General features: G+C 52.6%; 20 protein-coding genes and 1 pseudogene. 14 read left to right on the forward strand and 7 right to left on the reverse strand.

What is annotated here, in order from left to right:
- The first annotated feature begins 51 nt into the window (after nucleotides 1–51).
- The 8 genes from WN16_RS07725 (at nucleotide 52) to fhuB (ending at nucleotide 11,084) form a co-directional block, all read left to right on the forward strand.
- Entirely contained in the window at nucleotides 52–594 is a 543-nt protein-coding gene (locus WN16_RS07725; RefSeq protein ID WP_003845782.1) for a fimbrial protein, read from the forward strand.
- A gap of 50 nt (nucleotides 595–644) precedes the next feature.
- Complete coding sequence (locus WN16_RS07730; RefSeq protein ID WP_165488874.1) at nucleotides 645–1,358, forward strand: molecular chaperone; 714 nt, start codon at nucleotides 645–647, stop codon at nucleotides 1,356–1,358.
- Nucleotides 1,359–1,390: 32 nt separating this feature from the next.
- A complete protein-coding gene (locus WN16_RS07735; RefSeq protein ID WP_044698962.1) occupies nucleotides 1,391–3,874 on the forward strand; it encodes a fimbria/pilus outer membrane usher protein in 2,484 nt (827 codons plus the stop codon).
- A 35-nt stretch (nucleotides 3,875–3,909) separates the two neighbouring features.
- On the forward strand, nucleotides 3,910–4,911 hold the full coding sequence (locus WN16_RS07740) for a fimbrial protein (protein WP_224769938.1): 1,002 nt from the start codon (nucleotides 3,910–3,912) through the stop codon (nucleotides 4,909–4,911).
- A 210-nt stretch (nucleotides 4,912–5,121) separates the two neighbouring features.
- Nucleotides 5,122–7,371, forward strand: coding sequence for a ferrichrome porin FhuA (gene fhuA, locus WN16_RS07745; RefSeq protein WP_103790809.1), 2,250 nt, complete (start codon nucleotides 5,122–5,124; stop codon nucleotides 7,369–7,371).
- 46 nt (nucleotides 7,372–7,417) lie between these two features.
- Entirely contained in the window at nucleotides 7,418–8,215 is a 798-nt protein-coding gene (gene fhuC, locus WN16_RS07750) for a Fe3+-hydroxamate ABC transporter ATP-binding protein FhuC (RefSeq protein WP_003845793.1), read from the forward strand.
- Nucleotides 8,215–9,105 carry a Fe(3+)-hydroxamate ABC transporter substrate-binding protein FhuD gene (gene fhuD / locus WN16_RS07755; protein WP_003837517.1) on the forward strand — a complete coding sequence of 297 codons (891 nt, stop codon included), beginning with the start codon at nucleotides 8,215–8,217 and terminating at the stop codon, nucleotides 9,103–9,105. The genes fhuC and fhuD overlap by 1 nt, the downstream gene beginning before the upstream one ends.
- Nucleotides 9,102–11,084: a Fe(3+)-hydroxamate ABC transporter permease FhuB gene (gene fhuB / locus WN16_RS07760; protein WP_003018589.1), complete on the forward strand. Its 1,983-nt coding sequence runs from the start codon at nucleotides 9,102–9,104 to the stop codon at nucleotides 11,082–11,084. Before fhuD ends, fhuB begins: the two co-directional genes overlap by 4 nt.
- 114 nt (nucleotides 11,085–11,198) lie before the next feature.
- Here the strand turns inward: fhuB and hemL are convergent, their stop codons facing one another.
- Nucleotides 11,199–12,479, reverse strand: coding sequence for a glutamate-1-semialdehyde 2,1-aminomutase (gene hemL, locus WN16_RS07765; protein WP_003837523.1), 1,281 nt, complete (start codon nucleotides 12,477–12,479; stop codon nucleotides 11,199–11,201).
- A 168-nt stretch (nucleotides 12,480–12,647) separates the two neighbouring features.
- Between hemL and clcA the strand changes: the two genes are divergently transcribed.
- The 3 genes and pseudogenes from clcA to erpA all read left to right on the forward strand — a co-directional run bounded on the left by clcA (nucleotide 12,648) and on the right by erpA (nucleotide 14,495).
- On the forward strand, nucleotides 12,648–14,069 hold the full coding sequence (clcA, locus tag WN16_RS07770) for a H(+)/Cl(-) exchange transporter ClcA (protein WP_003018583.1): 1,422 nt from the start codon (nucleotides 12,648–12,650) through the stop codon (nucleotides 14,067–14,069).
- Between the two features lie 23 nt (nucleotides 14,070–14,092).
- Nucleotides 14,093–14,158 (forward strand): annotated as a pseudogene (gene yadW, locus WN16_RS24420) (small protein YadW).
- Nucleotides 14,151–14,495, forward strand: a complete 345-nt coding sequence (gene erpA / locus WN16_RS07775; protein WP_003018581.1) for an iron-sulfur cluster insertion protein ErpA — start codon at nucleotides 14,151–14,153, stop codon at nucleotides 14,493–14,495. The pseudogene yadW and the gene erpA overlap by 8 nt, the downstream one beginning before the upstream one ends.
- A gap of 119 nt (nucleotides 14,496–14,614) precedes the next feature.
- Here erpA and WN16_RS07780 read toward each other — a convergent pair whose 3' ends face one another.
- From WN16_RS07780 to mtnN, 3 genes are read right to left on the reverse strand one after another with little or no spacing between them, the layout of a single operon-like run.
- Nucleotides 14,615–15,238: a TRIC cation channel family protein gene (locus WN16_RS07780; RefSeq protein ID WP_003018578.1), complete on the reverse strand. Its 624-nt coding sequence runs from the start codon at nucleotides 15,236–15,238 to the stop codon at nucleotides 14,615–14,617.
- Between the two features lie 37 nt (nucleotides 15,239–15,275).
- Nucleotides 15,276–16,076, reverse strand: a complete 801-nt coding sequence (btuF, locus tag WN16_RS07785) for a vitamin B12 ABC transporter substrate-binding protein BtuF (protein ID WP_003845800.1) — start codon at nucleotides 16,074–16,076, stop codon at nucleotides 15,276–15,278.
- Nucleotides 16,069–16,767: a 5'-methylthioadenosine/S-adenosylhomocysteine nucleosidase gene (gene mtnN / locus WN16_RS07790; RefSeq protein WP_003018572.1), complete on the reverse strand. Its 699-nt coding sequence runs from the start codon at nucleotides 16,765–16,767 to the stop codon at nucleotides 16,069–16,071. Before mtnN ends, btuF begins: the two co-directional genes overlap by 8 nt.
- Nucleotides 16,768–16,850: 83 nt before the next feature.
- Here mtnN and dgt point away from each other — a divergent pair, with 83 nt between their 5' ends.
- The 3 genes from dgt to cdaR all read left to right on the forward strand — a co-directional run bounded on the left by dgt (nucleotide 16,851) and on the right by cdaR (nucleotide 21,236).
- On the forward strand, nucleotides 16,851–18,368 hold the full coding sequence (dgt, locus tag WN16_RS07795; protein ID WP_044698949.1) for a dGTPase: 1,518 nt from the start codon (nucleotides 16,851–16,853) through the stop codon (nucleotides 18,366–18,368).
- A gap of 129 nt (nucleotides 18,369–18,497) precedes the next feature.
- Complete coding sequence (degP, locus tag WN16_RS07800; RefSeq protein WP_003018567.1) at nucleotides 18,498–19,931, forward strand: serine endoprotease DegP; 1,434 nt, start codon at nucleotides 18,498–18,500, stop codon at nucleotides 19,929–19,931.
- Nucleotides 19,932–20,078: 147 nt separating this feature from the next.
- A complete protein-coding gene (gene cdaR, locus WN16_RS07805) occupies nucleotides 20,079–21,236 on the forward strand; it encodes a DNA-binding transcriptional regulator CdaR (protein WP_003018564.1) in 1,158 nt (385 codons plus the stop codon).
- An 86-nt stretch (nucleotides 21,237–21,322) separates the two neighbouring features.
- Here cdaR and WN16_RS07810 read toward each other — a convergent pair whose 3' ends face one another.
- From WN16_RS07810 to glnD, 3 genes are all read right to left on the reverse strand, one after another.
- Complete coding sequence (locus WN16_RS07810; RefSeq protein WP_003018562.1) at nucleotides 21,323–21,709, reverse strand: DUF3461 family protein; 387 nt, start codon at nucleotides 21,707–21,709, stop codon at nucleotides 21,323–21,325.
- Between the two features lie 109 nt (nucleotides 21,710–21,818).
- Nucleotides 21,819–22,643 carry a 2,3,4,5-tetrahydropyridine-2,6-dicarboxylate N-succinyltransferase gene (gene dapD / locus WN16_RS07815; RefSeq protein ID WP_003837532.1) on the reverse strand — a complete coding sequence of 275 codons (825 nt, stop codon included), beginning with the start codon at nucleotides 22,641–22,643 and terminating at the stop codon, nucleotides 21,819–21,821.
- A gap of 31 nt (nucleotides 22,644–22,674) precedes the next feature.
- Nucleotides 22,675–25,347, reverse strand: coding sequence for a bifunctional uridylyltransferase/uridylyl-removing protein GlnD (gene glnD, locus WN16_RS07820; RefSeq protein WP_003837534.1), 2,673 nt, complete (start codon nucleotides 25,345–25,347; stop codon nucleotides 22,675–22,677).
- Between the last annotated feature and the right edge of the window lie 107 nt (nucleotides 25,348–25,454).

Raw genomic sequence — 25,454 nt, forward strand, 5'->3', positions numbered from 1 at the left:
TGTTAACTTTTCTCTTCATTGATTTTTGTGAACATATGTAAGGAATACGTTATGTGCAAAAAAATTATCATCTCGTTGCTTGTCAGTGGTGCAATGGCAACTGTAGCAACATCTGCTTTTGCCGTTGATACCGGGACGGTAACGTTTAATGGGAAAATTCTTCCCGATAGTTGCAAAGTGGATGTAAACGGTACAGCGACAAACGGTACTGTGACGTTTAACAACCTTTCACAAACTGCGTTTGGCGAAGATAAAAAAGTCGGCGACACGCAATCTTTTGCGATTACGCTGACAGAATGTGATGCTGCGGTTGCCAACCTCAATATCAAATTTGATGGGACGCGTATTGCCGGATACGACGATGAAGTCTTGCAGGCGACAGGGACTGCGCAGAACCTCGGGGTACGTATGCTTCCAGAAGGGAGCAGCAACTACGTGAAATTTGATGGCTCAGATCCTGAAGCGGCACTGAATAAGACTAACGGCGAGAGCGTGGTTTTTAATTATAAAGCTGAGGTTATCCAGGTTGGTAGCACTTTACCAACTACCGGTGATTATACCGCACAAGCGACCTATACTCTGCTTTATCGTTAATCATCATAAACCTGGCCCAGGCAGGGCCAGTATTTCAATGGAATGGAAAGATGAAACGACTTATCACAGCATTAATACTTATATTAACCTCGGGATTAAATTCGGTTCAAGCTGGCGTAGTAGTGGGTGGCACACGAATTATATATCCGGCTAACCAATCTGAAGTACAGATTGCTTTAAAAAATAAAGATAATGATAAACGTTATCTGGTGCAGAGCTGGGTCAGTAATATTGATGACAGCAAAGCGCCATTTATTATGACACCGCCAATTTACAAATTGGACGAAAACCGCCAGACGCTGCTACACGTGGTTTATACCGGAAATAAATCGGCGCTGCCTCAGGATCGTGAGTCATTATTTATGGCGAACATCAAATCTGTTGCAGCGATCCCAGAAGAATTGCATGACAAGAACACGTTACAATTTGCCATTAAAACTAAATTAAAACTGTTTTATCGCCCGGCCTCATTGACAGAAGACGAGGCAAAAATGGCCTGGCAATCGTTGCAATTTAGCCGCCATCAAAATCAACTGGTGGTGAAAAACCCCACACCCTTCTATGTCACCTTCGGACAGATCTCTGTGGCGGGAAAAGCGATTAAACCGGCTACAAACCAGTCCTCTCCGACGGCATTAACGATGATGGTCGCTCCATTTGGTGAGCAGCGTTTTCCGCTGCCATCGGCAGTAAAAGGCAACGTTGTCTGGACCGCAATTAATGATTTTGGCTCAGAAACCGAACAGCGTAAACAGTCGCTGTAAATCAGCTATCGATGAGTTATGGGGTGACATTTATGCCTTCACATCGTACTGCCCGGCTTTTTGCTCTCAATACGCTGACATTCGCTATATTGACTGCGAGTGGTTCCGTTTGTGCTGATGATTATTTCAATCTCAGTGTACTTGAAACGGGAACCCCACTTGAGAATACCGGGGCGCTTGAAGCTTTTTTACAGCATAATGGTTTATCCCCCGGACGTTATTTAACGTCGATTGTTTGGGATCAGGATCGCATTGATAAACGAAATTTAAATTACCTCCTTTCAAAAGATAACAGCAAACTGATTCCGCAATTTACCAAAGCGGAGCTGCGCGAACTGGGCGTTAAAGTTGATACGGTTCCGGCATTAAATAATGTTAACGAAGATACGTTGCTGGGTGATATTAGCGAATATATCGCGGATGGACGCTATGACTTCAATCCGGAAACACAGGTGCTGCAATTACGTATTCCGCAGATCTACCGCGACCGCAAAATTTCGGGCGAAAGCAATCCCACTTTCTGGGATGACGGCATTCCGGCTCTGTGGACCAGTTACTATATTTCGGGATCGCACCAACAATCCGGAGGTCAAAATAATGCTTCGAACTGGGCAAGTTTGAATTCAGGGATGAATATCGGCCCCTGGCGTTTGCGTAACACCAGCAATTGGGGGAGTGATAATGGTTGGCAATCTATTAATACGACGCTTGGACGCGATGTCAAAGCATTGCGTAGCCAGCTTCAGATAGGGCAAACCTACACTAACGGCGAACTGTTCGATAGCGTGCAGATGACGGGCGTTAAGCTGGAGACAGATACCAGTATGCAGCCCAGTGGATTACAGGGCTTTGCCCCGGTCGTTCGTGGGATTGCTAATAGCGATGCCAAAGTCACCATTAAGCAAAACGGTTACACCATCTACCAGACCAACGTCTCGCCTGGCCCGTTTGAAATTCGTGATTTAACGCAGGTGACGGCAGGAGCGGATCTGGAAGTCACCGTGACGGAGGCCGACGGTACAGAGCGCAGCTTTATTCAGGCCAGCTCCTCGGTGCCGATTATGCAACGTGAAGGCGCGCTGAAGTACAGCCTGGCAGCCGGGAAATATCGCGATGTTGATAACGGTGAGGAGCCGGAATTCAGCCAGGCTACGGCAATTTATGGCTTACCTTTCGGAATTACCGCTTACGGCGGTCTGCAGGGCGCGTCGATGTATCGCGCCGGACTGGTCGGCATCGGAGCTGATTTACGCGATTTTGGTTCGCTGTCGATGGATCTGACGGCGGCGAGAACCGCGTTTGACGACGAACGCGCGGATGCGAATGGCCAGTCGTGGCGCGCGCAGTACGCAAAAGATTTTCCGTTAACCAATACCACGGTCACGCTGGCCAGCTATCGTTATTCCACCTCCGGGTTTTATACCTTTCAGGAGGCTCTCGATCAGCGTAATAACAGCTACGACGATGACAGCATCTATAGCTATCGCGATAGCTATAACCGTCGCAGCCGCCTGCAACTTAATCTTTCTCAGTCGTTACAGAGCTGGGGATCTGTATACGCCAACGCTTATCAGCAAGATTACTGGGGAATGGAAGGCCATGAACGAAGCGTGAGTCTCGGTTACAGCAGCAGTTGGCAGGGCGTTAACTGGTCGCTGAATTACAGCATGACAAAAACGCCATCAACCACTAACGATCAGCAGTTTTCTATCTCAATGAATGTCCCTCTTTCGCGTTGGCTGGCGAATGCCTGGGGAACATATACTCTGACAAGTTCAAAAAATGGTAATAGTGCACATCAGGTTGGCGTCAGTGGAACGCTACTGGAAGATAACAATTTAAATTATAACCTTCAGCAAACCTACACCGATAACGATGTCGGTTATGGTGCCTATCTCTCTTCCCGGTATCGGACATCGGTTGGCGAGTTCAGCGCCAATTACAGTTATCAAAAAGACAGTAAACAGTGGGGCTATGGCGCCCAGGGTTCCGTTGTTGCGCATTCGCAGGGAATAACGCTTGGACAATCCATTCAGGATGCTTTTGCCATTGTGCACATTACCGATGGCGATAATGTAAAAATACAAAATTCCCGGGGGGTTTACACCGATTATTGGGGCAATGCCATTGTGCCAACTTTAACCAATTATCGCCGTAATACTATTACTGTGAATACTCAGGGACGTGATGATATTGATATTCAGGATGCTTCTCTGGATGTGGTTCCGACAAAAGGGGCCGTCCTGAAGGCTGACTTCACGGCGCGTTCAGGTAAGCGTGCATTACTTACCTTAAAACATGATCAGAGCGTGGTTCCTTTTGGTGCTCTGTTAAGTATGGACGGTACGACATCGATCGTGGGTGACGACGGTGAAGTGTATGTCACTGGGCTAAAAGGAACACAGCGCATTGAGGTGCAATGGGGAAATACCGCACAGACGAAATGTACGGGTAGCGTAAGCGTGCCTGAGAACATGGGTACGGGAATTCTCTCAGCTACGGTTAATTGCCAATAATGGAAGATGGCTTATGAATACGGAAATTGTCAGATATGAGTAAAAGGAACATAAACATTTTCAGGGCTATGTTGATCATATTGATTTTAGCTGGATCTGCGGCACCTGTTTATGCCGCCACATGTACCGGAAATTACCCGGAAAATGGCGCAATGACCTTTCAGCTACCGGCAAGCATCACTGTGGAGCCTGACGTATCAGTTGGTACGGTTATTTATGAGGGAAGCATTGAGAGCGGCCAAATCGATATGGATTGCCAGGATACTGGCAACAAATACAAAGGTTACGCAGTGTTAACGGATGCCGATGCCCGCAATGGAGTGCTGGAAGGCGTTTATCAGACTAGCGTTCCAGGTATAGGTATCCGCATGGCTGAAGCGGAAGAACGAACACCTACCTTTACCTCTGAGGATATCGTCACACCCATGCATTTTTATAGCTATGGAGCAAGCGGATGGAACAGTATTCATACAAAGTACCATGCGTCAATGCAGTTGGTTGTGACGGGCGACGTCGAGGATGGTTATCTTGATACCTCCCGGCTGACAGCGCAAGAGAAGTGGGGTAATGATGTGATAGCTCAGATATTGGTATCTCCCACCAGCATTCATATCCAGACTAATACCTGTAACCTGGAGGATAAAAATATCTACGTGCCGCTGAAGACGATTAATGTCGATAACTTTGACAGTCAATTTTCAGAAGTACTCACCGATAACAGTTTCAAAATCGAGATTTCTGATTGTCGGGCAGGTACCCAAATCGATTATAAGTTCAACAGTGCTGGTTCGACAGGTGTTACGGATGGCAATATTTTGGCTATCGCCAGTGGAGACAGCTCTGCCAGCGGTGTCGGTATCCAGATTCTGGACACGAACAATAATGTGCTGAGTTTTGATCAAACCTATACCGCTGTGAGCAGCACCAGCGCTAACGAAGTGGCAGAAATTCCGCTGAAGGCACGCTATGCCAAAACCGGCAATGTCAAAGCCGGGAAAGTGGACGCCGTCGCGACTTTTGAGGTCTTTTACCGCTAACGCCTTGCGACCCGCTGCGGCGGGTTGTCAGCGCTCTAACATTCCAGCCTAATTTATTAACCCTTTCTTTTCATCTGGTTATTTCTTAACCCCTCAGTTTTAGTAGGGGCGCGTATTGCTTGCTATCTCGCCAGAGTTTCGAATATTATGCTGCCGTTATAATAATAATTCTCGTTTACGTTATCATTCACTTTCATCAGAGAAATACCAATGGCGCGTCTTAAAACTGCTCAGCCAAGTTCATCACTGCGTAAAATCGCAGTAGTGGTAGCCACAGCGGTTAGCGGCATGTCTGTCTATGCACAGGCGGCGGTTGACCCGAAAGAAGAAACCATCACCGTAACTGCAGCTCCTGCTCCGCAGGAAAGCGCATGGGGGCCTGCGGCAACCATCGCCGCACGACAGTCTGCTACGGCGACCAAAACCGACACTCCAATTCAAAAAGTTCCTCAGTCTATTTCTGTGGTCACCGCCGAAGAGATGGCGTTGCATCAGCCAAGATCGGTCAAAGAGGCGCTTAGCTACACCCCGGGCGTTGCCGTGGGTACGCGTGGTGCGTCCAATACCTATGACTACTTGATTATTCGCGGATTTGCCGCCGACGGCCAAAGTCAGAATAACTATCTGAATGGCCTGAAGATGCAGGGCAACTTCTACAACGATGCGGTCATAGACCCTTATATGCTGGAGCGTGCCGAAGTGATGCGCGGTCCGGTTTCCGTTCTGTACGGAAAGAGCAACCCGGGTGGGTTGTTGAATATGGTCAGCAAACGCCCGACCACAGAGCCGTTAAAAGAAATTCAGTTCAAGATGGGCACTGACAGCCTGTTCCAGACAGGTTTTGATTTCAGCGATGCGCTGGATGATGACGGTGTATACTCTTACCGCTTAACTGGCCTGGCGCGTTCCGCGAATGCGCAGCAGCAGGGCGCAGAAGAACAACGCTATGCCATTGCGCCATCTTTCTCATGGCGTCCGGACGATAAGACAAACTTCACCTTCCTCTCCTACTTCCAGAACGAGCCGGAAACCGGTTATTACGGCTGGTTGCCGAAAGAAGGGACGGTGACTGAGTTGCCGAATGGCAAGCGTCTGCCTACCGATTTCAACGAAGGGGCGAACAACAATACCTATTCTCGTAACGAGAAGATGGTGGGCTACAGCTTCGATCACGAATTTAACGACACCTTTACCGTGCGTCAGAACCTGCGTTACGCGCAAAATAAAGTCTCGCAGAACAGCGTGTATGGCTACGGTATGTGCTCCGATCCGCTCTATACCAAGGATCCGGCTAACAGCCCTTGTGCCAGCGTTCCTCAGGCCGACTGGGATCATACGCTGACGCGTCAGTATGTTATCGATAATGAGAAATTGCAGAACTTCTCCGTCGATACTCAGCTGCAAAGCAAGTTCGCTACTGCCGACGTAGATCACACGCTGCTGACCGGCGTTGACTTTATGCGTATGCGGAACGATATCAACTCCTGGTTTGGCTATGCGGGCTCTGTTGCGCCGTCCGATATCTATAACCTCGACCGTAGCGACTTCGATTTTGGCTCACACCCAGGCCCTTCAGGTCCTTACAAAGTGCTGAACAAACAGAAGCAGACTGGCTTGTATGTTCAGGATCAGGCGCAATGGGATAAGGTGCTGGTTACTCTGGGCGGTCGTTACGACTGGGCTAAACAGGACTCTCTGAACCGTGTTTCTGGTGTAACGGATTCCCGCGATGATAAGCAATTCACCTGGCGTGGCGGTGTTAACTACCTGTTCGACAACGGCGTAACCCCGTATTTCAGCTACAGCGAGTCGTTTGAACCGGCTTCTCAGACGGGTGCAAGCGGTAATATCTTTGCGCCGTCCAAAGGTAAGCAGTACGAAGCTGGCGTGAAGTACGTGCCGAACGATCGTCCAATCGTGATCACCGGTGCTGTCTATCAGTTGACTAAAACCAACAATCTGATGGCCGATCCGAACGGATCGTTCTGGTCAGTTGAAGGCGGTGAAATTCGTTCTCGCGGAGTGGAAATTGAAGCGAAAGCGGCGCTGTCTGCCAGCGTCAACGTAGTGGGTTCTTATACCTATACCGACGCGGAATACACCACCGACACCAACTACAAGGGCAATACGCCTGCGCAGGTGCCAAAACACATGGCATCATTGTGGGGCGATTACACCCTTTATGACGGCGCGCTTTCTGGGCTGACGTTGGGTACTGGCGTTCGTTATACTGGTTCCAGTTATGGCGATCCGGCAAACTCCTTTAAAGTGGGGGGCTATACGCTGGTGGATGCGTTAGTACGTTACGATCTGGCGCGCGTCGGCATGGCGGGCTCCAACGTGGCGCTGCATGTGAACAACCTGTTTGACCGTGAATACGTCGCCAGCTGCTTCAATACCTATGGCTGCTTCTGGGGCGCAGAACGTCAGGTCGTTGCAACCGCAACCTTCCGTTTCTAATTTCTATTGGGCACGCTTTGCGTGCCCGTTTTACAAGTTGGCTGCTATGCAGGAAAACAGATCCCATCCCGACACTACTTTTGCGTTGCGTAATGTCTCCTTTCGTGTGCCTGGCCGCACGCTTTTGCATCCTCTCTCATTAACTTTTCCTGTGGGTAAAGTGACAGGCCTTATCGGCCACAACGGTTCCGGAAAATCGACGTTATTGAAAATGCTGGGACGTCATCAGCCGCCGTCAGAAGGTGAAATCCTGCTCGACGAACAGCCGCTGGAGAACTGGAGCAGTAAAGCGTTTGCCCGCAAGGTCGCCTATCTGCCGCAGCAGTTGCCGCAGGCCGAAGGGATGACTGTGCGCGAACTGGTGGCGATTGGCCGCTATCCGTGGCACGGAGCGCTGGGACGTTTTGGCGTTGCCGACAGAGAGAAAGTAGAAGAGGCGATTTCGCTGGTTGGCTTAAAACCGCTGGCGCACCGTTTGGTTGATAGTCTGTCCGGCGGAGAACGCCAGCGCGCGTGGATTGCCATGCTGGTAGCGCAGGACAGCCGCTGTCTGCTGCTTGATGAACCGACTTCCGCGCTGGATATCGCTCATCAGGTTGACGTACTGGCACTGGTGCATCGCTTAAGTCAGCAGCGCGGGCTGACGGTGATTGCGGTGCTGCATGATATCAACATGGCGGCCCGCTACTGTGATTACTTAGTTGCGCTGCGCGGTGGTGAAATGATTGCACAAGGGACGCCTGCTGAACTGATGCGCAGTGAAACTCTGGAACAGATTTACGGTATCCCGATGGGCATTTTGCCGCATCCGGCCGGTGCCGCACCCGTGAGTTTTGTCTATTAATGATTGAATTACATCATATTACCCGTCGGCGGCTGCTTGCGGCGATGGCGCTGTCGCCGCTGCTGTGGCGGATGAATACGGCGCACGCTGCGGCGGTTGATACGCAGCGCATTGTGGCGCTGGAATGGCTACCGGTAGAGCTATTGCTGGCGCTGGGTATTACGCCGTATGGCATTGCCGATATCCCTAACTACAAGCTGTGGGTCAGTGAGCCCCCGTTGCCGGATTCTGTGATTGATGTCGGGCTACGTACGGAGCCCAATCTCGAACTGTTGACCGAAATGAAACCCTCGTTTTTGCTGTGGTCGGCAGGCTATGGTCCTTCCCCTGAAAAGCTGGCGCGGATTGCACCTGGCCGGGGATTTAACTTCAGTGACGGTAAAAAGCCGCTGGCCGTTGCGCGACAATCGCTGCAGGAAATGGCGCAATTGTTCAATCTGCAAGCCTCTGCTGAACGCCATCTGACCGAGTACGATCGTTTTATCGCCAGCCTGAAACCGCGCTTCATTCAACGCGGCGCGCGCCCTGTACTTCTCACTTCCCTGCTTGATTCGCGACATATGTTGGTGTTTGGCCCAAACAGCCTGTTTCAGGACGTGCTGGATGATTATGGGATCCCCAACGCCTGGCAGGGCGAGACAAACTTTTGGGGCAGCACTGCCGTGAGTATTGACCGTCTGGCTGCTTATAAGGATGTCGATGTGCTGTGTTTTGACCACGGCAACGATAAAGAGATGGCTGCGCTGATGTCTACGCCATTATGGCAGGCGATGCCGTTTGTCCGCAGCGGACGTTTTCAGCGTGTGCCTGCCGTCTGGTTCTATGGTGCCACGCTCTCGGCGATGCATTTTGCCCGCATTCTGGATAATGCGCTGGGAGGCAAAGCGTGAGTAAACGAATTGCGCTGTTCCCAACGCTTCTTCTGGCGGTTCTGTTTGTCGCTGCCTGTTGGCTGACCTGGGTTAACTTCTCTGTTGCGCTACCGCGCAGTCAGTGGCAACAGGCTATCTGGTCACCGGATATCAATGCTATTGAGCAGATGGTTTTCCACTACAGTCTGCTGCCGAGGCTGGCGATTTCGCTGTTGGTCGGTGCCGGGCTGGGGCTGGTCGGTGTCTTGTTTCAGCAGGTGCTGCGTAACCCACTGGCAGAACCCACTACGTTAGGTGTCGCAACCGGGGCGCAGTTGGGCATTACGGTTACCACGCTGTGGGCTATTCCCGGTGCGCTGACCACGCAATTTGCGGCGCTGGCGGGAGCATGTGTTGTTGGGGCACTGGTGTTTGGCGTTGCCTGGGGCAAACGTCTTTCTCCGGTGACGTTAATCCTTGCCGGGCTGGTGGTCAGCCTGTACTGCGGGGCAATTAACCAGTTGATGGTTATCTTCCATCACGATCAACTGCAAAGCATGTTTTTATGGAGCAGCGGTACGCTAACGCAGACCGACTGGAGCGGCGTACAGCGTCTGTGGCCGCAACTGCTGGGCGGTGTGATGCTGACGCTGTTGTTATTACGCCCAATGACGCTGATGGGACTGGATGACGGCGTGGCGCGTAACCTCGGTCTGGCGCTGTCGCTGGCACGTCTGGCGGCGTTATCGCTGGCCATTGTTATCAGCGCCTTACTGGTTAACGCGGTTGGGATTATCGGCTTTATTGGCCTGTTTGCACCGCTGCTGGCGAAAATGCTCGGCGCGCGTCGTCTGCTGGCGCGTCTGATGCTGGCCCCTCTGATTGGTGCGTTGATCCTCTGGCTCTCCGACCAAATCATTCTGTGGCTGACCCGCGTATGGATGGAAGTCTCCACTGGTTCGGTGACGGCGCTGATTGGCGCGCCATTGCTGCTGTGGCTGTTGCCGCGCCTTAGAAGTATGAGCGCGCCGGATATGAATGCCAGTAACCGCATCGCTGCTGAGCGCCAGAATGTACTGATGTTTGCCCTGGCGGGCGGGGCGATATTGCTGCTTACCGTTATTGTGGCGCTCGCGTTTGGCCGCGATGCGCACGGCTGGACATGGGCCAGCGGCGCGATGCTGGATGAGCTCATGCCCTGGCGCTGGCCACGTGTTCTGGCAGCGCTGATTGCCGGGGTAATGTTAGCGGTAGCTGGCTGTATTATTCAGCGTCTGACCGGAAATCCAATGGCCAGTCCGGAAGTATTAGGAATTAGCTCCGGGGCGGCATTTGGCGTGGTGCTAATGTTATTTCTGGTCCCTGGCAATGCCTTTGGCTGGCTGCTGCCGGCCGGGAGCCTCGGTGCGGCAGCCACCTTGCTTATCATTATGATTGCCGCCGGGCGCGGGGGCTTTTCACCGCACCGCATGTTGCTGGCAGGGATGGCGCTCAGCACGGCGTTTACAATGCTGCTGATGATGCTGCAGGCCAGCGGCGATCCGCGTATGGCGGGGGTGCTAACCTGGATCTCCGGCTCAACCTATAACGCGAGTGGCGAACAGGTGCTGCGCACCGGGATTGTAATGGTTATCCTGCTGGCGATGACGCCGCTGTGCCGCCGTTGGCTGACAATTTTACCGCTCGGCGGCGATACGGCACGGGCTGTCGGTATGGCTATTACGCCATCACGCGTGGGATTACTGCTGCTGGCGGCAGGGCTGACGGCGACAGCCACCATGACTATTGGACCGTTGAGCTTTGTCGGGCTGATGGCACCGCATATTGCCCGGATGATGGGTTTTCGTCGGGCGATGCCGCATATGCTGATTTCGGCGCTGGCGGGTGGCGTGTTGCTGGTCTTTGCTGACTGGTGCGGCAGGATGGTGTTGTTTCCGTATCAGATCCCGGCGGGATTACTGTCGACGTTTATTGGCGCGCCGTACTTTATCTATTTGTTGAGAAAGCAGAGCCGCTGAGGCTGATTCTTTTCATGTAGGCCGGATAAGACGCTTTGCGTCGCCATCCGGCAATAAAAAAGCCGGGTGGCGGCTTCGCCTTACCCGGCCTACGTTGCTTCTGGACGTTCTCCTTTACAGTTTCGCAAACACCCGGCGCGCGGCGTCGATGGTGTTATTGATATCTTCTTCACTGTGCGCCACGGACATAAAGCCTGCTTCGAACGCGGACGGCGCCAGATAAATTCCTTCATCCAGCATCATGTGGAAGAAACGCTTGAAGCGTTCAACGTCGCATGCCATCACATCCTGATAGCAGGTTACGGTTTCTGCATCGGTGAAGAATATCCCGAACATACCGCCTACATGATTAACTACCAGCGGAATATTCGCTTCTTCAGCAGCTTCCAGCAGACCTTCCGCCAGACGCGTCGTCAGTTCGTTCAGCGTTTCATGAATACCCGGCTGGGCGACTTCGGTCAGACAGGCATAACCTGCCGCCATCGCGATTGGGTTACCGGAAAGCGTCCCCGCCTGGTAAACCGGTCCAGTCGGCGCCAGTGCGTCCATCACATCGCGACGGCCACCAAATGCGCCAACGGGCATTCCGCCACCGATGATTTTGCCAAGACAAGTCAGATCCGGCACGACGCCGTAATAATCCTGTGCGCCGGCCAGCGCCACGCGGAAGCCAGTCATCACTTCATCGATGATCAACAGCGCGCCAAACTCATCGCATAGCGCACGCAGGCCCGGCAGGAATTCCGGCAGCGGTGGGATGCAGTTCATGTTGCCTGCGACCGGCTCAACAATGATGCAGGCGATCTCCTGCGGATATTGTTCAAATGCCGCACGTACTGAAGCGAGATCGTTATAGGTGCAGGTCAGGGTGTGTTTCGCGAAATCAGCCGGAACGCCCGGGGAGTTCGGCTGACCCAGCGTTAACGCGCCGGAACCCGCTTTGACCAGCAGACAGTCAGCATGACCGTGGTAGCAGCCTTCAAATTTGATGATCTTATCGCGACCGGTGAAACCGCGCGCCAGACGGATTGCGCTCATAGTCGCTTCCGTGCCGGAGTTCACCATGCGCACCATGTCCATGGTCGGCACGAGTTCAGTGACCAGCTCCGCCATTTTCACTTCCATTTCGGTCGGTGCGCCAAAGCTTAAACCGCGCTCCGCAGCTTCAATCACCGCATTACGGATTGCCGGGTGATTATGGCCCAGCACCATCGGTCCCCAGGAACCGACGTAGTCAACATAGGCTTTACCATCGACATCGTACAGATACGCGCCGTCGGCTTTTTCGATAAACAGCGGAGTACCACCCACGCCAGTAAAGGCGCGAACGGGGGAGTTAACGCCGCCAGGGATAAGTTCGCGTGCTGCGCTGTAGAGATTTTCAGACTTACTCATGGATGGGGTCCTGGTTCGTAGAAAAAGTAAATGCCCGCTATTCTAGTTATTCAGAGAAGGTTATGAAAGTTTTACGCATTTGAAACAATACGATTTGCAGGGGATTTTCGTGAAATGTGCGAGTAGAATGCCGATTCCGTATTTGTATTACCAATTAATGATCATCTGATGAAGACAGACACTCCCTCTTTTGAAGCACAACAAATTGTGCGTTTACGCCGCAGGGATCAAATCCGTCGACTCCTGGAACGAGACAAAACGCCGTTGGCGATCCTGTTGATGGCTGCCGTAGTGGGTACAGTGACAGGGCTTGTTGGCGTGGCATTTGAGAAAGCGGTGACCTGGGTGCAGAATCAGCGCATTGGCGCGCTGGCTCAGGTTGCGGACCATGCCATTCTGCTGTGGCCGCTGGCATTTATTCTCTCTGCGTTGCTGGCGATGGTTGGCTACTTTCTGGTGCGTAAATTTGCGCCGGAAGCCGGTGGTTCGGGGATCCCAGAGATTGAAGGCGCGCTGGAAGAGCTGCGGCCTGTGCGCTGGTGGCGCGTACTGCCGGTGAAATTTTTCGGCGGTATGGGCACGCTGGGTGCCGGTATGGTGCTCGGGCGAGAAGGACCGACCGTGCAGATCGGTGGTAACCTCGGGCGCATGGTGCTGGATATTTTCCGCATGCGTAGCGCAGAAGCGCGACATACCTTATTGGCTACCGGTGCGGCAGCGGGCCTTTCGGCGGCGTTTAACGCCCCTCTGGCGGGGATCCTGTTCATTATTGAAGAGATGCGCCCGCAGTTTCGCTATAACCTTGTCTCGATCAAAGCCGTGTTTACCGGCGTCATCATGTCGAGCATTGTGTTTCGTGTTTTCAACGGCGAGGCACCGCTTATTGAAGTTGGGAAGCTCTCCAATGCGCCGGTGAACACGCTGTGGTTGTATCTGGTCCTGGGGATTATTTTTGGCTGTGTCGGACCGTTGTTCAACACCATGGTGTTGCGGACTCAGGATATGTTCCAGCGTTTCCACGGAGGCGATCTCAAAAAATGGGTGCTGATGGGCGGTGCGATCGGCGGTCTGTGCGGGATCCTTGGCTTAATTACACCTGAAGCGGCTGGAGGCGGGTTTAACCTGATACCTATCGCTGCGGCAGGGAATTTCAGCGTTGGTTTACTGCTGTTTATCTTTATTGCCCGCGTCATTACCACGCTGCTGTGCTTCTCGTCCGGCGCGCCCGGCGGGATATTTGCCCCGATGCTGGCATTAGGCACGTTGCTTGGCACCGCGTTCGGTATGGCGGCAGCGGCCTCTTTTCCGCATTATCATCTGGAGGCCGGGACCTTTGCCATCGCCGGAATGGGGGCATTGTTGGCGGCGTCGGTAAGGGCGCCGCTCACCGGTATTGTGCTGGTGCTGGAGATGACCGATAACTATCAGCTCATTTTGCCAATGATTATTACCTGTCTTGGCGCAACACTATTAGCCCAATTTATGGGCGGAAAGCCGCTATACTCGACTATCCTTGCCCGTACGCTGGCAAAACAGGAAGCGGAGCAGGCGGCTAAAAGCCAGGGTACAGCCGCTGGCGAGAATACTTGAACGAAATACCAGGGTATTAGATAATGGCCTTAACCATTGGGTTATAATTTGCCCAATTGCCAATGTCGTTTGGAGCAAAATATGAGTGATGACGTAGCGCTGCCACTGCAATTTACTGAAGCAGCAGCCAATAAAGTAAAAAGCCTGATCGCTGACGAAGATAACCCGAATCTGAAATTACGTGTGTATATCACCGGTGGTGGTTGCAGCGGTTTCCAGTACGGTTTCACCTTTGACGATCAGGTGAACGATGGTGATATGACCATTGAGAAACAAGGTGTTGGTCTGGTGGTTGACCCGATGAGTCTGCAATATCTGGTGGGCGGCGCGGTTGACTATACCGAAGGTCTGGAAGGTTCCCGCTTCGTTGTGACTAACCCGAATGCGAAAAGCACCTGCGGGTGTGGTTCTTCTTTCAGCATCTGATTGCTGTCTGTAATACCAGTGGTCTGATGGTGTAGGCCCGGTAAGCGTAGTACCACCGGGCAATGTGCCGGATAGCGGCGTAAACGCCTTATCCGGCCTACATATTCTGCATCATCATGTCAACGTCCGTTATCATCCAGCGCAAACGTCGGTAATTTCAAATGCCAGCGAATGGCGGCAAGCCGAATCAGCAGGGTGACAATCATCCCCATCATACTGGCGTTTTCCAGTGAAACATCAAAGGTATAAAACGCCGTCGCATGCACGATCCCGCCGATAATACAGGCTGTGGCGTAGATCTCGGTACGCAAAATCATCGGGACTTCACGTGCTAATACATCGCGAATGATCCCGCCGCCGACGCCGGTAATCACCCCCATACAAATCGCCACCAAGGGGCCTGTTCCTGCGAGAAAGGCCTTGTTGACGCCAATACCCACGAACACCGCCAGGCCAACGGCATCCAGCACCGGAAGGATCCATTTCGGCAGGCGTCTTGGCTGCCGTACCAACAGGATCGTCAGCATGCTGGTGATCATCGCCACGACCAGATCGGTTGGATCTTTAACCCAAAAAACCGGTCCATTATCCAGCGCCATATCGCGGATCGTGCCACCGCCAACGGCGGTAACCACGCCGAGGACCAGGACGCCAAACGGATCCATACGTAATTTTCCGGCCAGTAATACACCAGAGATTGCAAATACCGCGGTGCCGACAATATCCAGCCAATAGACGAGCATTTTTAAATCCTCACAACAGACCTGGTGGGGGCAGGCGCTAATTTATCTGTGAAAGCGCATTACAGAGTTGTTTTGCGGCGAGGATAATACGCGGGCTCGCGCGTTCGAACCAGTCACTATTAAGTGTAATAACGGGTATTTTTAGCTGGTTTCCCCAGTATTGCTCAATTTTCAGAGTTTCGCCCGGACCGCCGGTTGCAACAATAGCCTGGGGGGCTCGTGCCAGGACCTGCTCACGGCTAACCTGCGGCCAGGGAACCCGGCTACCGGCAAAGATGTTTTCTCCGCCGCATACCTCAAGAACTTCGTGCTGAATAGAACCTTTTCCACTGGTAAACAGAGGATTGGCACCAAACTGGAGAAACACGCGTTTTTTCGGTTTGTTGGCATACTGAGATTTAAGTAAAGCATAGTCATCAAGCATGGTTTGCGCCGCCTGTTTAGCTTGTTCAGGCTTGGGGCTCCACGCAGCCAACTGGCGTAGCGCATCGGCAACCTGCTCAATGGTAACGGCGTCCACCCAGATGACCTTAATTCCCAGGGAGGTCAGTTGATTCACCTGCCGCTCAGCATTTCCCCCGCGCCAGGCGATGACCAAATCAGGCTTCAGCGCCACAATACGCTCAAGATTCATACCTTGCCATGTTGAGACCTCTTCAATATTTTTGGCTTCTGGCGGGTAGTTTGAGTAGCTGCTGACGCCAACTGGGGTAATGCCTGCGGCAAAAGCGAGTTCGGTATTGGCAGGAGAAAGCGTTACAACACGCGGTGCGGCGTAAAGGAACGCCGGGAGAGTGAAAAGCAGGGCGACCAGCGCCCTGGAGAATAATTTAGCCATGCGCCAGTTTCTGCACCAGCGTTTCAACCATCAGGCTTGACTGCTTCGCGGCAACCACCAGGAATTCGTCAAAGCTGAGATGGGACTGCTGATCGGCAACGTCAGAGATAGCGCGAACCACGACAAATGGCACCTTAAAGTTGTGGCAAACGTGCGCAATTGCGGTCGCTTCCATCTCAACGGCAATCGCCTGCGGGAAGTTATGCTTAATTTTAGCCAGCCCCACGGAACCATTAATGAATGCATCGCCGCTGACGATAAGTCCGCGAACAGCGTTCAGATTGAGTTCGGCGATGCAAGATTCTGCGGCTGCAATCAACGCAGGATCGGCTTTAAAACCAGCCGGGCAACCCGGTAGCTGACCAAATTCATAACCAAAGGCAGTGACGTCGGCGTCGTGATAGCGCGCTTCATCAGAAACTACGATATCGCCGACTTTCAGCGTAGAGGCCAGGCCGCCCGCGGAACCGGTATTAATGATGGCGTCCGGCTTGCAGCGTTCAAGCAGCAGCGTAGCGCCGAGCGCCGCAGCTACTTTACCGATACCTGATTTCAGAAGCGCAACCTCAGTACCGTTCAGTTGGCCGGTGTAAATTTCACAACCGCCGAGCGTGATGGTCTGACGGTTTTCGATTTTGTCACGCAGCAGCGTAACTTCTTCTTCCATTGCACCAATGATGCCGATTTTCATAGATTTACTCGCGATAAGCCAGATTTGAGGGCATAGTCTATCATGCGCTTAAGGGGTAGCGCATTTCTCAGGCGGGAGAGGATATGGTACAGATCGATTTCCGAAAAAAAATAAACTGGCATCGCCGTTACCGTTCGCCGCAGGGCGTGAAGACGGAGCATGAGATCCTGCGAATTTTTGAAAGCGATCGTGGACGTATTATCAATTCTCCGGCTATTCGCCGGCTGCAACAAAAAACCCAGGTCTTTCCGCTGGAGCGTAATGCAGCGGTGCGTACGCGTCTGACGCACTCGATGGAAGTGCAGCAGGTTGGGCGCTATATCGCGAAAGAGATCCTCAGCCGACTGAAAGAGCTAAAGCTGCTGGAGCAGTATGGTCTGGATGAACTGACGGGACCGTTTGAGAGTATTGTCGAAATGTCGTGCCTGATGCATGACATTGGTAATCCTCCGTTTGGCCATTTTGGGGAAGCGGCGATTAATGACTGGTTTCGCCAGCGGTTGTATCCCGCCGACGCGGAGAGTCAGCCCCTGAGTGATGACCGCTGCCAGGTGACGGCATTACGTTTGCGTGAAGGTGAAGAGTCGCTGAATGATATTCGCCGCAAGGTGCGCCAGGACTTGTGTCATTTTGAAGGCAATGCGCAGGGTATTCGTCTGGTACATACTTTGATGCGTATGAACCTTACCTGGGCGCAGGTTGGCGGTATTTTAAAATATACCCGTCCGGCATGGTGGCGCGGCAGTGCACCCGAGACGCACAACTATTTAATGAAGAAGCCTGGTTATTACCTTTCCGAGGAACCGTATATTGAGCGGTTACGTAAAGAATTATCATTAGCACCTTACAGTCGTTTTCCATTAACCTGGATTATGGAAGCTGCCGATGATATCTCATATTGCGTGGCCGACCTGGAAGATGCCGTTGAGAAAAGAATCTTTAGCGTCGAGCAACTTTACCATCATCTGCATGAAGCGTGGGGGCATCACGAAAAAGGCTCTCTGTTTAGTCAGGTTGTTGAAAACGCCTGGGAAAAATCACGTTCAAATACATTAAGCCGCAGCACCGAAGATCAGTTCTTTATGTATTTACGCGTCAATACGCTGAATAAACTGGTTCCGTATGCGGCCCAGCGATTTATTGATAATTTGCCGCAGATTTATGAAGGCAGCTTTAATCATGCGCTGTTAGAAGATGCCAGTAGCTTCAGCCAGTTACTGGGCGTTTATAAGAATGTGGCGGTAAAACATGTGTTTAGCCATCCGGATGTTGAGCAACTGGAATTACAGGGCTATCGGGTGATCACCGGGTTGCTGGAGATCTATCAACCGTTATTGAAAATGTCTCAGTCAGATTTTACTGAACTGGTCGACAATGAAAGAGTAAAACGTTTTCCTATCGAGTCCCGTTTATTTCAGAAGTTGTCTACCCGCCATCGTCTTGCGTATGTTGAGGCGGTTAGTAAAATATCGACTGAGTGCGCTGAGTATTCGGTTCTGGAATATTATTATCGCTGCCGGTTGATCCAGGATTATATCAGCGGGATGACAGATTTGTATGCCTGGGATGAATATCGTCGCTTGATGGCCGTAGAACAATAAATACTCATTTGTAAAGACGGCCAATAAAATTTTACTTTTTCCTTAAACTCAATTCTGGAACTTAGCGTTATAAAACGAATCTGACGTATACAGCAATTTTGCGTTACCTGTTAATCGAGAACGAAACACATGAAAAAAACCACATTAGCAATGAGTGCACTGGCTCTGAGTTTAGGTTTGGCGTTGTCCCCCCTGTCTGCAACTGCGGCTGAGACGTCGTCTTCAGCAATGACCGCCCAACAGATGCCAAGCCTGGCCCCGATGCTCGAAAAAGTGATGCCATCGGTGGTAAGTATTAACGTCGAGGGGAGCACGACGGTGAATACGCCGCGTATGCCGCGTAATTTCCAGCAGTTCTTTGGTGATAATTCACCGTTCTGCCAGGACGGATCTCCGTTCCAGAGTTCACCGTTCTGCCAGGGTGGCGCACCGGGCGCTGGTAACGGCGGCGGCCAGCAGCAGAAATTTATGGCGCTGGGTTCCGGCGTAATTATTGATGCTGCGAAAGGGTATGTCGTGACCAACAACCACGTGGTGGATAACGCTACGGTAATTAAGGTTCAGTTGAGCGATGGCCGTAAATTTGACGCGAAGATCGTGGGCAAAGATCCACGCTCCGATATCGCGCTGATCCAAATTCAGGATCCGAAAAACCTGACGGCGATTAAGCTGGCAGACTCCGACGCGCTGCGCGTGGGTGATTACACCGTAGCAATCGGTAACCCGTTTGGCCTCGGTGAGACCGTGACCTCCGGCATCGTTTCTGCTCTGGGCCGTAGCGGCCTGAATGCGGAGAACTATGAAAACTTTATTCAGACGGATGCTGCGATCAACCGGGGTAACTCCGGTGGCGCGCTGGTCAATCTGAACGGTGAGCTGATCGGCATTAACACCGCGATCCTCGCGCCGGACGGCGGTAACATCGGTATCGGTTTTGCAATCCCAAGCAACATGGTGAAAAACCTGACTTCGCAGATGGTTGAGTTTGGTCAGGTTAAACGTGGTGAGCTGGGTATTATGGGGACCGAACTGAGCTCTGAGCTGGCGAAAGCGATGAAAGTTGACGCTCAGCGTGGCGCATTCGTCAGCCAGGTAATGCCGAACTCTTCCGCAGCGAAAGCCGGTATTAAAGCCGGGGATGTGATTACCTCCCTGAACGGCAAACCAATCAGCAGCTTCGCCGCTCTGCGTGCGCAGGTGGGGACGATGCCGGTCGGCAGCAAAATCACCCTGGGTCTGCTGCGTGACGGTAAGCCGGTCACCGTGAACCTGGAATTGCAGCAGAGCAGCCAGACTCAGGTTGATTCCAGCTCTATCTTCAAAGGCATTGAAGGTGCCGATATGAGCAACAAAGGCCAGGATAAAGGTGTCGTGGTAAGCGACGTGAAACCGAATTCTCCGGCTGCACAGATCGGCCTGAAGAAAGGGGATGTGATTATCGGTGCGAATCAGCAGCCGGTGAAAAACATCGCCGAATTGCGCAAAATCCTCGACAGCAAACCTGCTGTACTGGCGCTGAACATTCAGCGTGGCGACAGCTCCATCTATCTGTTGATGCAGTAATCTCCCTCAACCCCTTCCTGTACAGGAAGGGGTTCTTTTTGTGATACCTCCCACAACTCCATATTTCTCCCTTCCGCTTTGTGCATTTGCACAATGTCGCCGCTTATTATCTTCCCTATGCTTGAGCTCTGCTCACAGGAGGGGTTTATGGCTGGCTGGCATCTTGATACCAAAATGGCGCAGGATATCGTGGCGCGAACCATGCGCATCATTGATACCAATATCAACGTAATGGATGCCCGTGGGCGGATCATTGGCAGTGGCGATCGCGAACGCATTGGTGAATTGCACGAAGGTGCGCTGTTGGTACTTTCGCAGGGCCGGGTGGTGGACATTGACGATGCAGTTGCGAGGCATTTGCACGGTGTGCGTCAGGGGATAAACCTGCCGTTGCGTCTGGAAGGCGAAATCGTTGGCGTTATCGGGCTTACCGGTGAACCGGAACATCTACGTAAATACGGCGAGCTGGTGTGCATGACAGCCGAAATGATGCTGGAGCAGTCGCGCCTGATGCATCTGTTAGCGCAGGATAGCCGCCTGCGTGAAGAACTGGTGATGAATCTGATTCAGGCGGAAGAGAATACCCCGGCGCTGATGGAGTGGGCGCAACGTTTAGGCATTGATTTGAACCAGCCGCGCGTGGTGGCAGTGGTAGAGGTTGATAGTGGCCAGCTTGGCGTTGACAGCGCGATGGCGGAGCTACAGCAATTGCAGAACGCGTTGACTACGCCTGAACGTAATAATCTGATTGCGATTGTTTCCCTGACCGAGATGGTGGTGCTGAAACCGGCGCTCAATCAGTTTGGTCGCTGGGACGCGGAAGATCACCGCAAGCGTGTTGAGCAGCTCATTGCTCGCATGAAAGAGAACGGACAGCTGCGTTTTCGCGTGTCGCTGGGCAACTATTTTACCGGGCCAGGCAGTATTGCCCGTTCGTATCGTACGGCGCGCACGACCATGATGGTCGGCAAGCAACGGATGCCGGAAAGCCGTAGCTATTTCTACCAGGATTTGATGCTGCCAGTTCTGCTGGACAGCCTGCGCGGCGGCTGGCAGGCCAACGAGCTGGCGCGTCCGTTGGTACGGCTGAAAGCAATGGATAACAACGGCTTACTGCGTCGAACATTAGCGGCGTGGTTTCGGCATAACGTTCAGCCGCTGGCGACCTCAAAAGCGTTATTTATCCACCGTAATACGCTGGAATATCGCCTGAACCGAATTTCAGAGCTGACCGGGCTGGATTTAGGGAATTTTGACGACCGACTGCTGCTGTATGTCGCGCTACAACTGGATGAGCAGCATTAATTCCTTGCCTGTTGGCGCTACGCTTATCAGGCAAAATGCCGGGGGCGGCTTCGCCTTACCCGGCCTACGAACACATTCACTCGCGGTTATTTACGCGTTAGTTTTTCCAGATCGGCTTCAATTTCGCTGATCTTGTTGGTCACGACGCTTTCCAGATGACGTAAATCATCAAGGATCTTGCGTTTAAGATCGACTTCGCTGCGATCGCGCTGGCAGATCTGATCCAGTTCGTCGATCACATAGCGCAGGTTGGGACTGATCTCCTGCACTTCTTTGTAACCCTGGCCGACGCCATCGGCGACAACCGTTTTACGCTGACGGGGATATTTGAACTTCACGCTCTTGGCAAAAAACTCGCCTTTATCCTTCTGGAAATAGATTTTCAGGATATCGTTGTTGGCTTCTTGCCGCAGGCTGTAACGATCGATTTCTTCAGGATTAGTAATGCCCAGACTTTTCAGATTGTCATACATAGCGGTACCCTTAAGCTCACCATAACCATTGAATAATTAACGAAAAGCCTTGTTTATGCCACTCGCAGATGTAAAAAAAGCGGGCTAAGCCCGCTTTTTCAAATCACTGTTAGTCGATGGTGCGTAACAGTTCGTTGATTCCTACTTTGCCACGCGTTTTGGCATCGACTTTCTTCACAATCACCGCGCAGTACAGGCTGTATTTGCCATCTTTCGACGGCAGGTTGCCGGAGACAACCACAGAGCCCGCTGGAACGCGGCCATAATGCACTTCGCCGGTTTCACGATCGTAAATACGGGTGCTCTGACCAATGTACACGCCCATAGAGATAACAGAGCCTTCTTCGACGATCACGCCTTCAACCACTTCAGAACGTGCGCCGATGAAGCAGTTGTCTTCGATGATGGTCGGGTTAGCCTGTAACGGCTCCAGTACGCCACCGATGCCAACGCCGCCGGACAGGTGAACGTTTTTACCAATTTGCGCGCAGGAACCCACGGTCGCCCAGGTATCAACCATCGTACCTTCATCCACATAAGCGCCGATGTTCACGTAAGACGGCATCAGCACGGTGTTACGGGCGATAAACGCACCCTGGCGTACGGCCGCTGGCGGAACCACGCGGAAACCTTCTTTCTGGAAGCGTGCTTCGTCGTAGTTGGCGAATTTCATCGGCACTTTATCGAAGTAACGACTTTCCGCACCCTCGATAACCTGATTATCGTTAATACGGAAAGAGAGCAGGACCGCCTTTTTCAGCCACTGATGCGTGACCCACTGACCCTCAATCTTTTCTGCGACGCGCAGTGCACCGGAATCCAGTAAAGCAATAACCTGATTCACCGCTTCGCGGGTTACGGTATCTACATTTGCCGGAGTAATGTCGGCACGGCGCTCGAAAGCGGACTCAATAACGTTCTGTAACTGCTGCATTGTTAAACTCTTTCCATAATAAATAAAAACATCACCCTTTATCGTTTGGATTGAGGGCCTCTGTCAACCGTTGATGCACTTCCTGCTGCAGCTCATTATTAAGGGCGCGCCGGTCGGCGGTGGCGATTATGAATAAATCTTCTACTCGCTCGCCAATGGTTGTAATTCGGGCGCCATGCAGCGAAATTCCCAGATCGGCAAAAATCTGCCCGACCCGCGCCAGCAGTCCAGGCTGGTCGAGAGCGATAAGCTCAAGGAATGATTTTCGGTCGGTGTGGGTCGGCAGGAAAGTAACCTCGGTATCGACGGTAAAGTGGCGTAATTTTGCCGGCTGACGACGTGGTTGCGGTGGCTGCCAGCTGCGCTGCGTGATCGCCTGTTCCAGTCCAAAACGGATCGCTTCGTGTCGGTCTGAAGACAGCGGGCTGCCGTCCGGTTCCAGCACGATGAACGTATCCATCGCCATCCCATCGCGGGTAGTGAAAATCTGCGCATCGTGGACGCTTAGATTGCGCCTGTCCAGTTCGGCGCAGACGGCGGCAAACAGGTAAGGGCGATCGGGGCTCCAGATAAAAATTTCCGTTCCGCCGCGCGTGGCCTGCGGGCTGAGCAGGATTAGCGGCTTACTGAGATCGTGCTGCAGCAGATGACGCGCATGCCAGGCCAGTTGATTTGGGCTGTGGCGCACGAAATAGTTGGCGCGACAGCGCGACCAGATGTGGTGCAGCGCTTCTTCATCAATGTTGTCCATACGCAGTAGCGCCAGTGCCTGAAGCTGATGATGGCGAACGCGTTCGCGCATATCCGGCGTGTTTTGCATCCCACGACGTAGTTGTTTTTCCGTCGCAAAGTACAGCTCGCGCAGCAGACTTTGCTTCCAGCTATTCCACAGCGTTTCGTTAGTAGCGCAAATATCCGCGACGGTCAGGCACACTAAAAAGCGCAGACGATGTTCCGTTTGTACTTCTTCAGCGAATTGCTTGATCACTTCCGGATCCTGAATATCACGGCGCTGAGCGGTCACCGACATCAGCAAATGCTGACGCACCAGCCAGACGATCAGCTGCGTTTCACGTGAGTTCAGACCGTGCAGTTCGGCGAATTTGAGCACGTCCTGGGCGCCGAGAACCGAGTGATCGCCGCCGCGACCTTTGGCGATATCGTGGAACAGCGCGGCAATCAGAATTAGCTCCGGCTGTCGCAAGCGCGGCCACAGATCTACGCACAGCGGATGGCGCGGGCGGGTCTCTTCGTTAGCAAAACTCTCCAGCTTGAGCATCACACGGATAGTGTGCTCATCCACCGTATAGGCATGAAACAGGTCAAACTGCATTTGGCCGACAATGTGCGACCATTGCGGCATATAGGCCCACAAAACGCTGTGCCGATGCATCGGCAGCAGGCCGCGACTCACCGCGCCCGGATGGCGCAACATACTGAGAAACAGCGAACGCGCTTCCGGAATGTAGCATAGTGGCTGGGTTAAATGACGGCGGGCATGACGCAAATGGCGCAGCGTGGTGGAGTAAATCCCGCTGATCGCGCTGTTACGTACCATGATGTAGAACATCCGCAATATCGCTTCGGGTTTACGGATAAACAGGTCGTCGTTGCGCAGATCGATCAATGTGCCGCGCAGTTGAAAGTCGTCATCAATCGGGCGCGGTTTTTCATCGGCTGGCAGGGCGAGGATCGCTTCGTCGAACAGTTGCAACAGCATATGGTTCAGTTCGCTGACCCGTCGCGTGACCCGGAAATAGTCTTTCATCATCCGCTCGATAGGCTCATTGCCTTCGCCGCCGTAGTTTAGCCGTTGCGCCACGCTGAGTTGGCGGTCAAACAGCAGGCGGTTGTCGTAACGACTAACGACCAGATGCAGGGCGAAGCGAATCCGCCACAGGATATGCAAACATTCATTCAGTTCGGCGCGTTCTGCCAGCGTCAAAAAGCCGAAGCCGACCATTTCGTCCAGCGAGGTGGCGCCAAAATGGCGACGGGCCACCCATTGCAGAGTATGGATATCGCGCAGGCCGCCGGGACTGCTTTTGATATCCGGCTCCAGGTTGTAGCTGGTGCCGTGATAACGCTGGTGGCGCTGATTTTGCTCTTCCACTTTGGCGGCGTAAAATTTATCGGACGGCCAGAAACCTTCGCTAAAAATATGCTTTTGCAGCTCAAGAAATAACGCCACATCGCCGATAAGCAGGCGTGTTTCAATCAGGTTAGTGGCGACGGTTAAATCTGATAATCCTTCCAGCAGACACTCTTCCAGCGTACGCACGCTGTGCCCAACCTCCAGCCTCACGTCCCATAGCAGCGTTAACAGCTCACCGACTTTTTCTGCCTGCGAATCAGGTAGCTTTTTACGACTGAGGATCAGCAGATCAATATCGGAGAGCGGATGCAGTTCGCCGCGCCCGTAGCCGCCAACGGCAACCAGCGCCAGGTCGGCAATTTGACCGAAACCGGCTTCAATCCACAGGCGCTGAAGCAACTGATCAATAAATTCGGTGCGGGCCTCAATGAGCTGTTCTGCGGAAATTCCACTGTCAAACGCTTCGCCTAACCAGCTCTGGAAGGTGTCGATATGCGCTTTAATACCGGTGCAGTTGAGGTCGTGCTGTGGCCATGTCCCTGGGTTTTGTGGCTGGCCAGGCAGGGTGGGGAGGGCAGTATTTGCGTGCTGTTCAGGAAGAGTATTCATTATGCGCCACCCATTAAAAAGCCGGATGATGGCGTGAACGCCTTACCCGGCCTACTAAGTAGTACAATTTGTAGGCCTGATAAGATGCGAATGCATCGCCATCAGGC

It is taken from the genome of Citrobacter sp. ABFQG (genome assembly GCF_004322975.1).
GTDB classification, from domain to species: Bacteria; Pseudomonadota; Gammaproteobacteria; order Enterobacterales; family Enterobacteriaceae; genus Citrobacter; species Citrobacter freundii.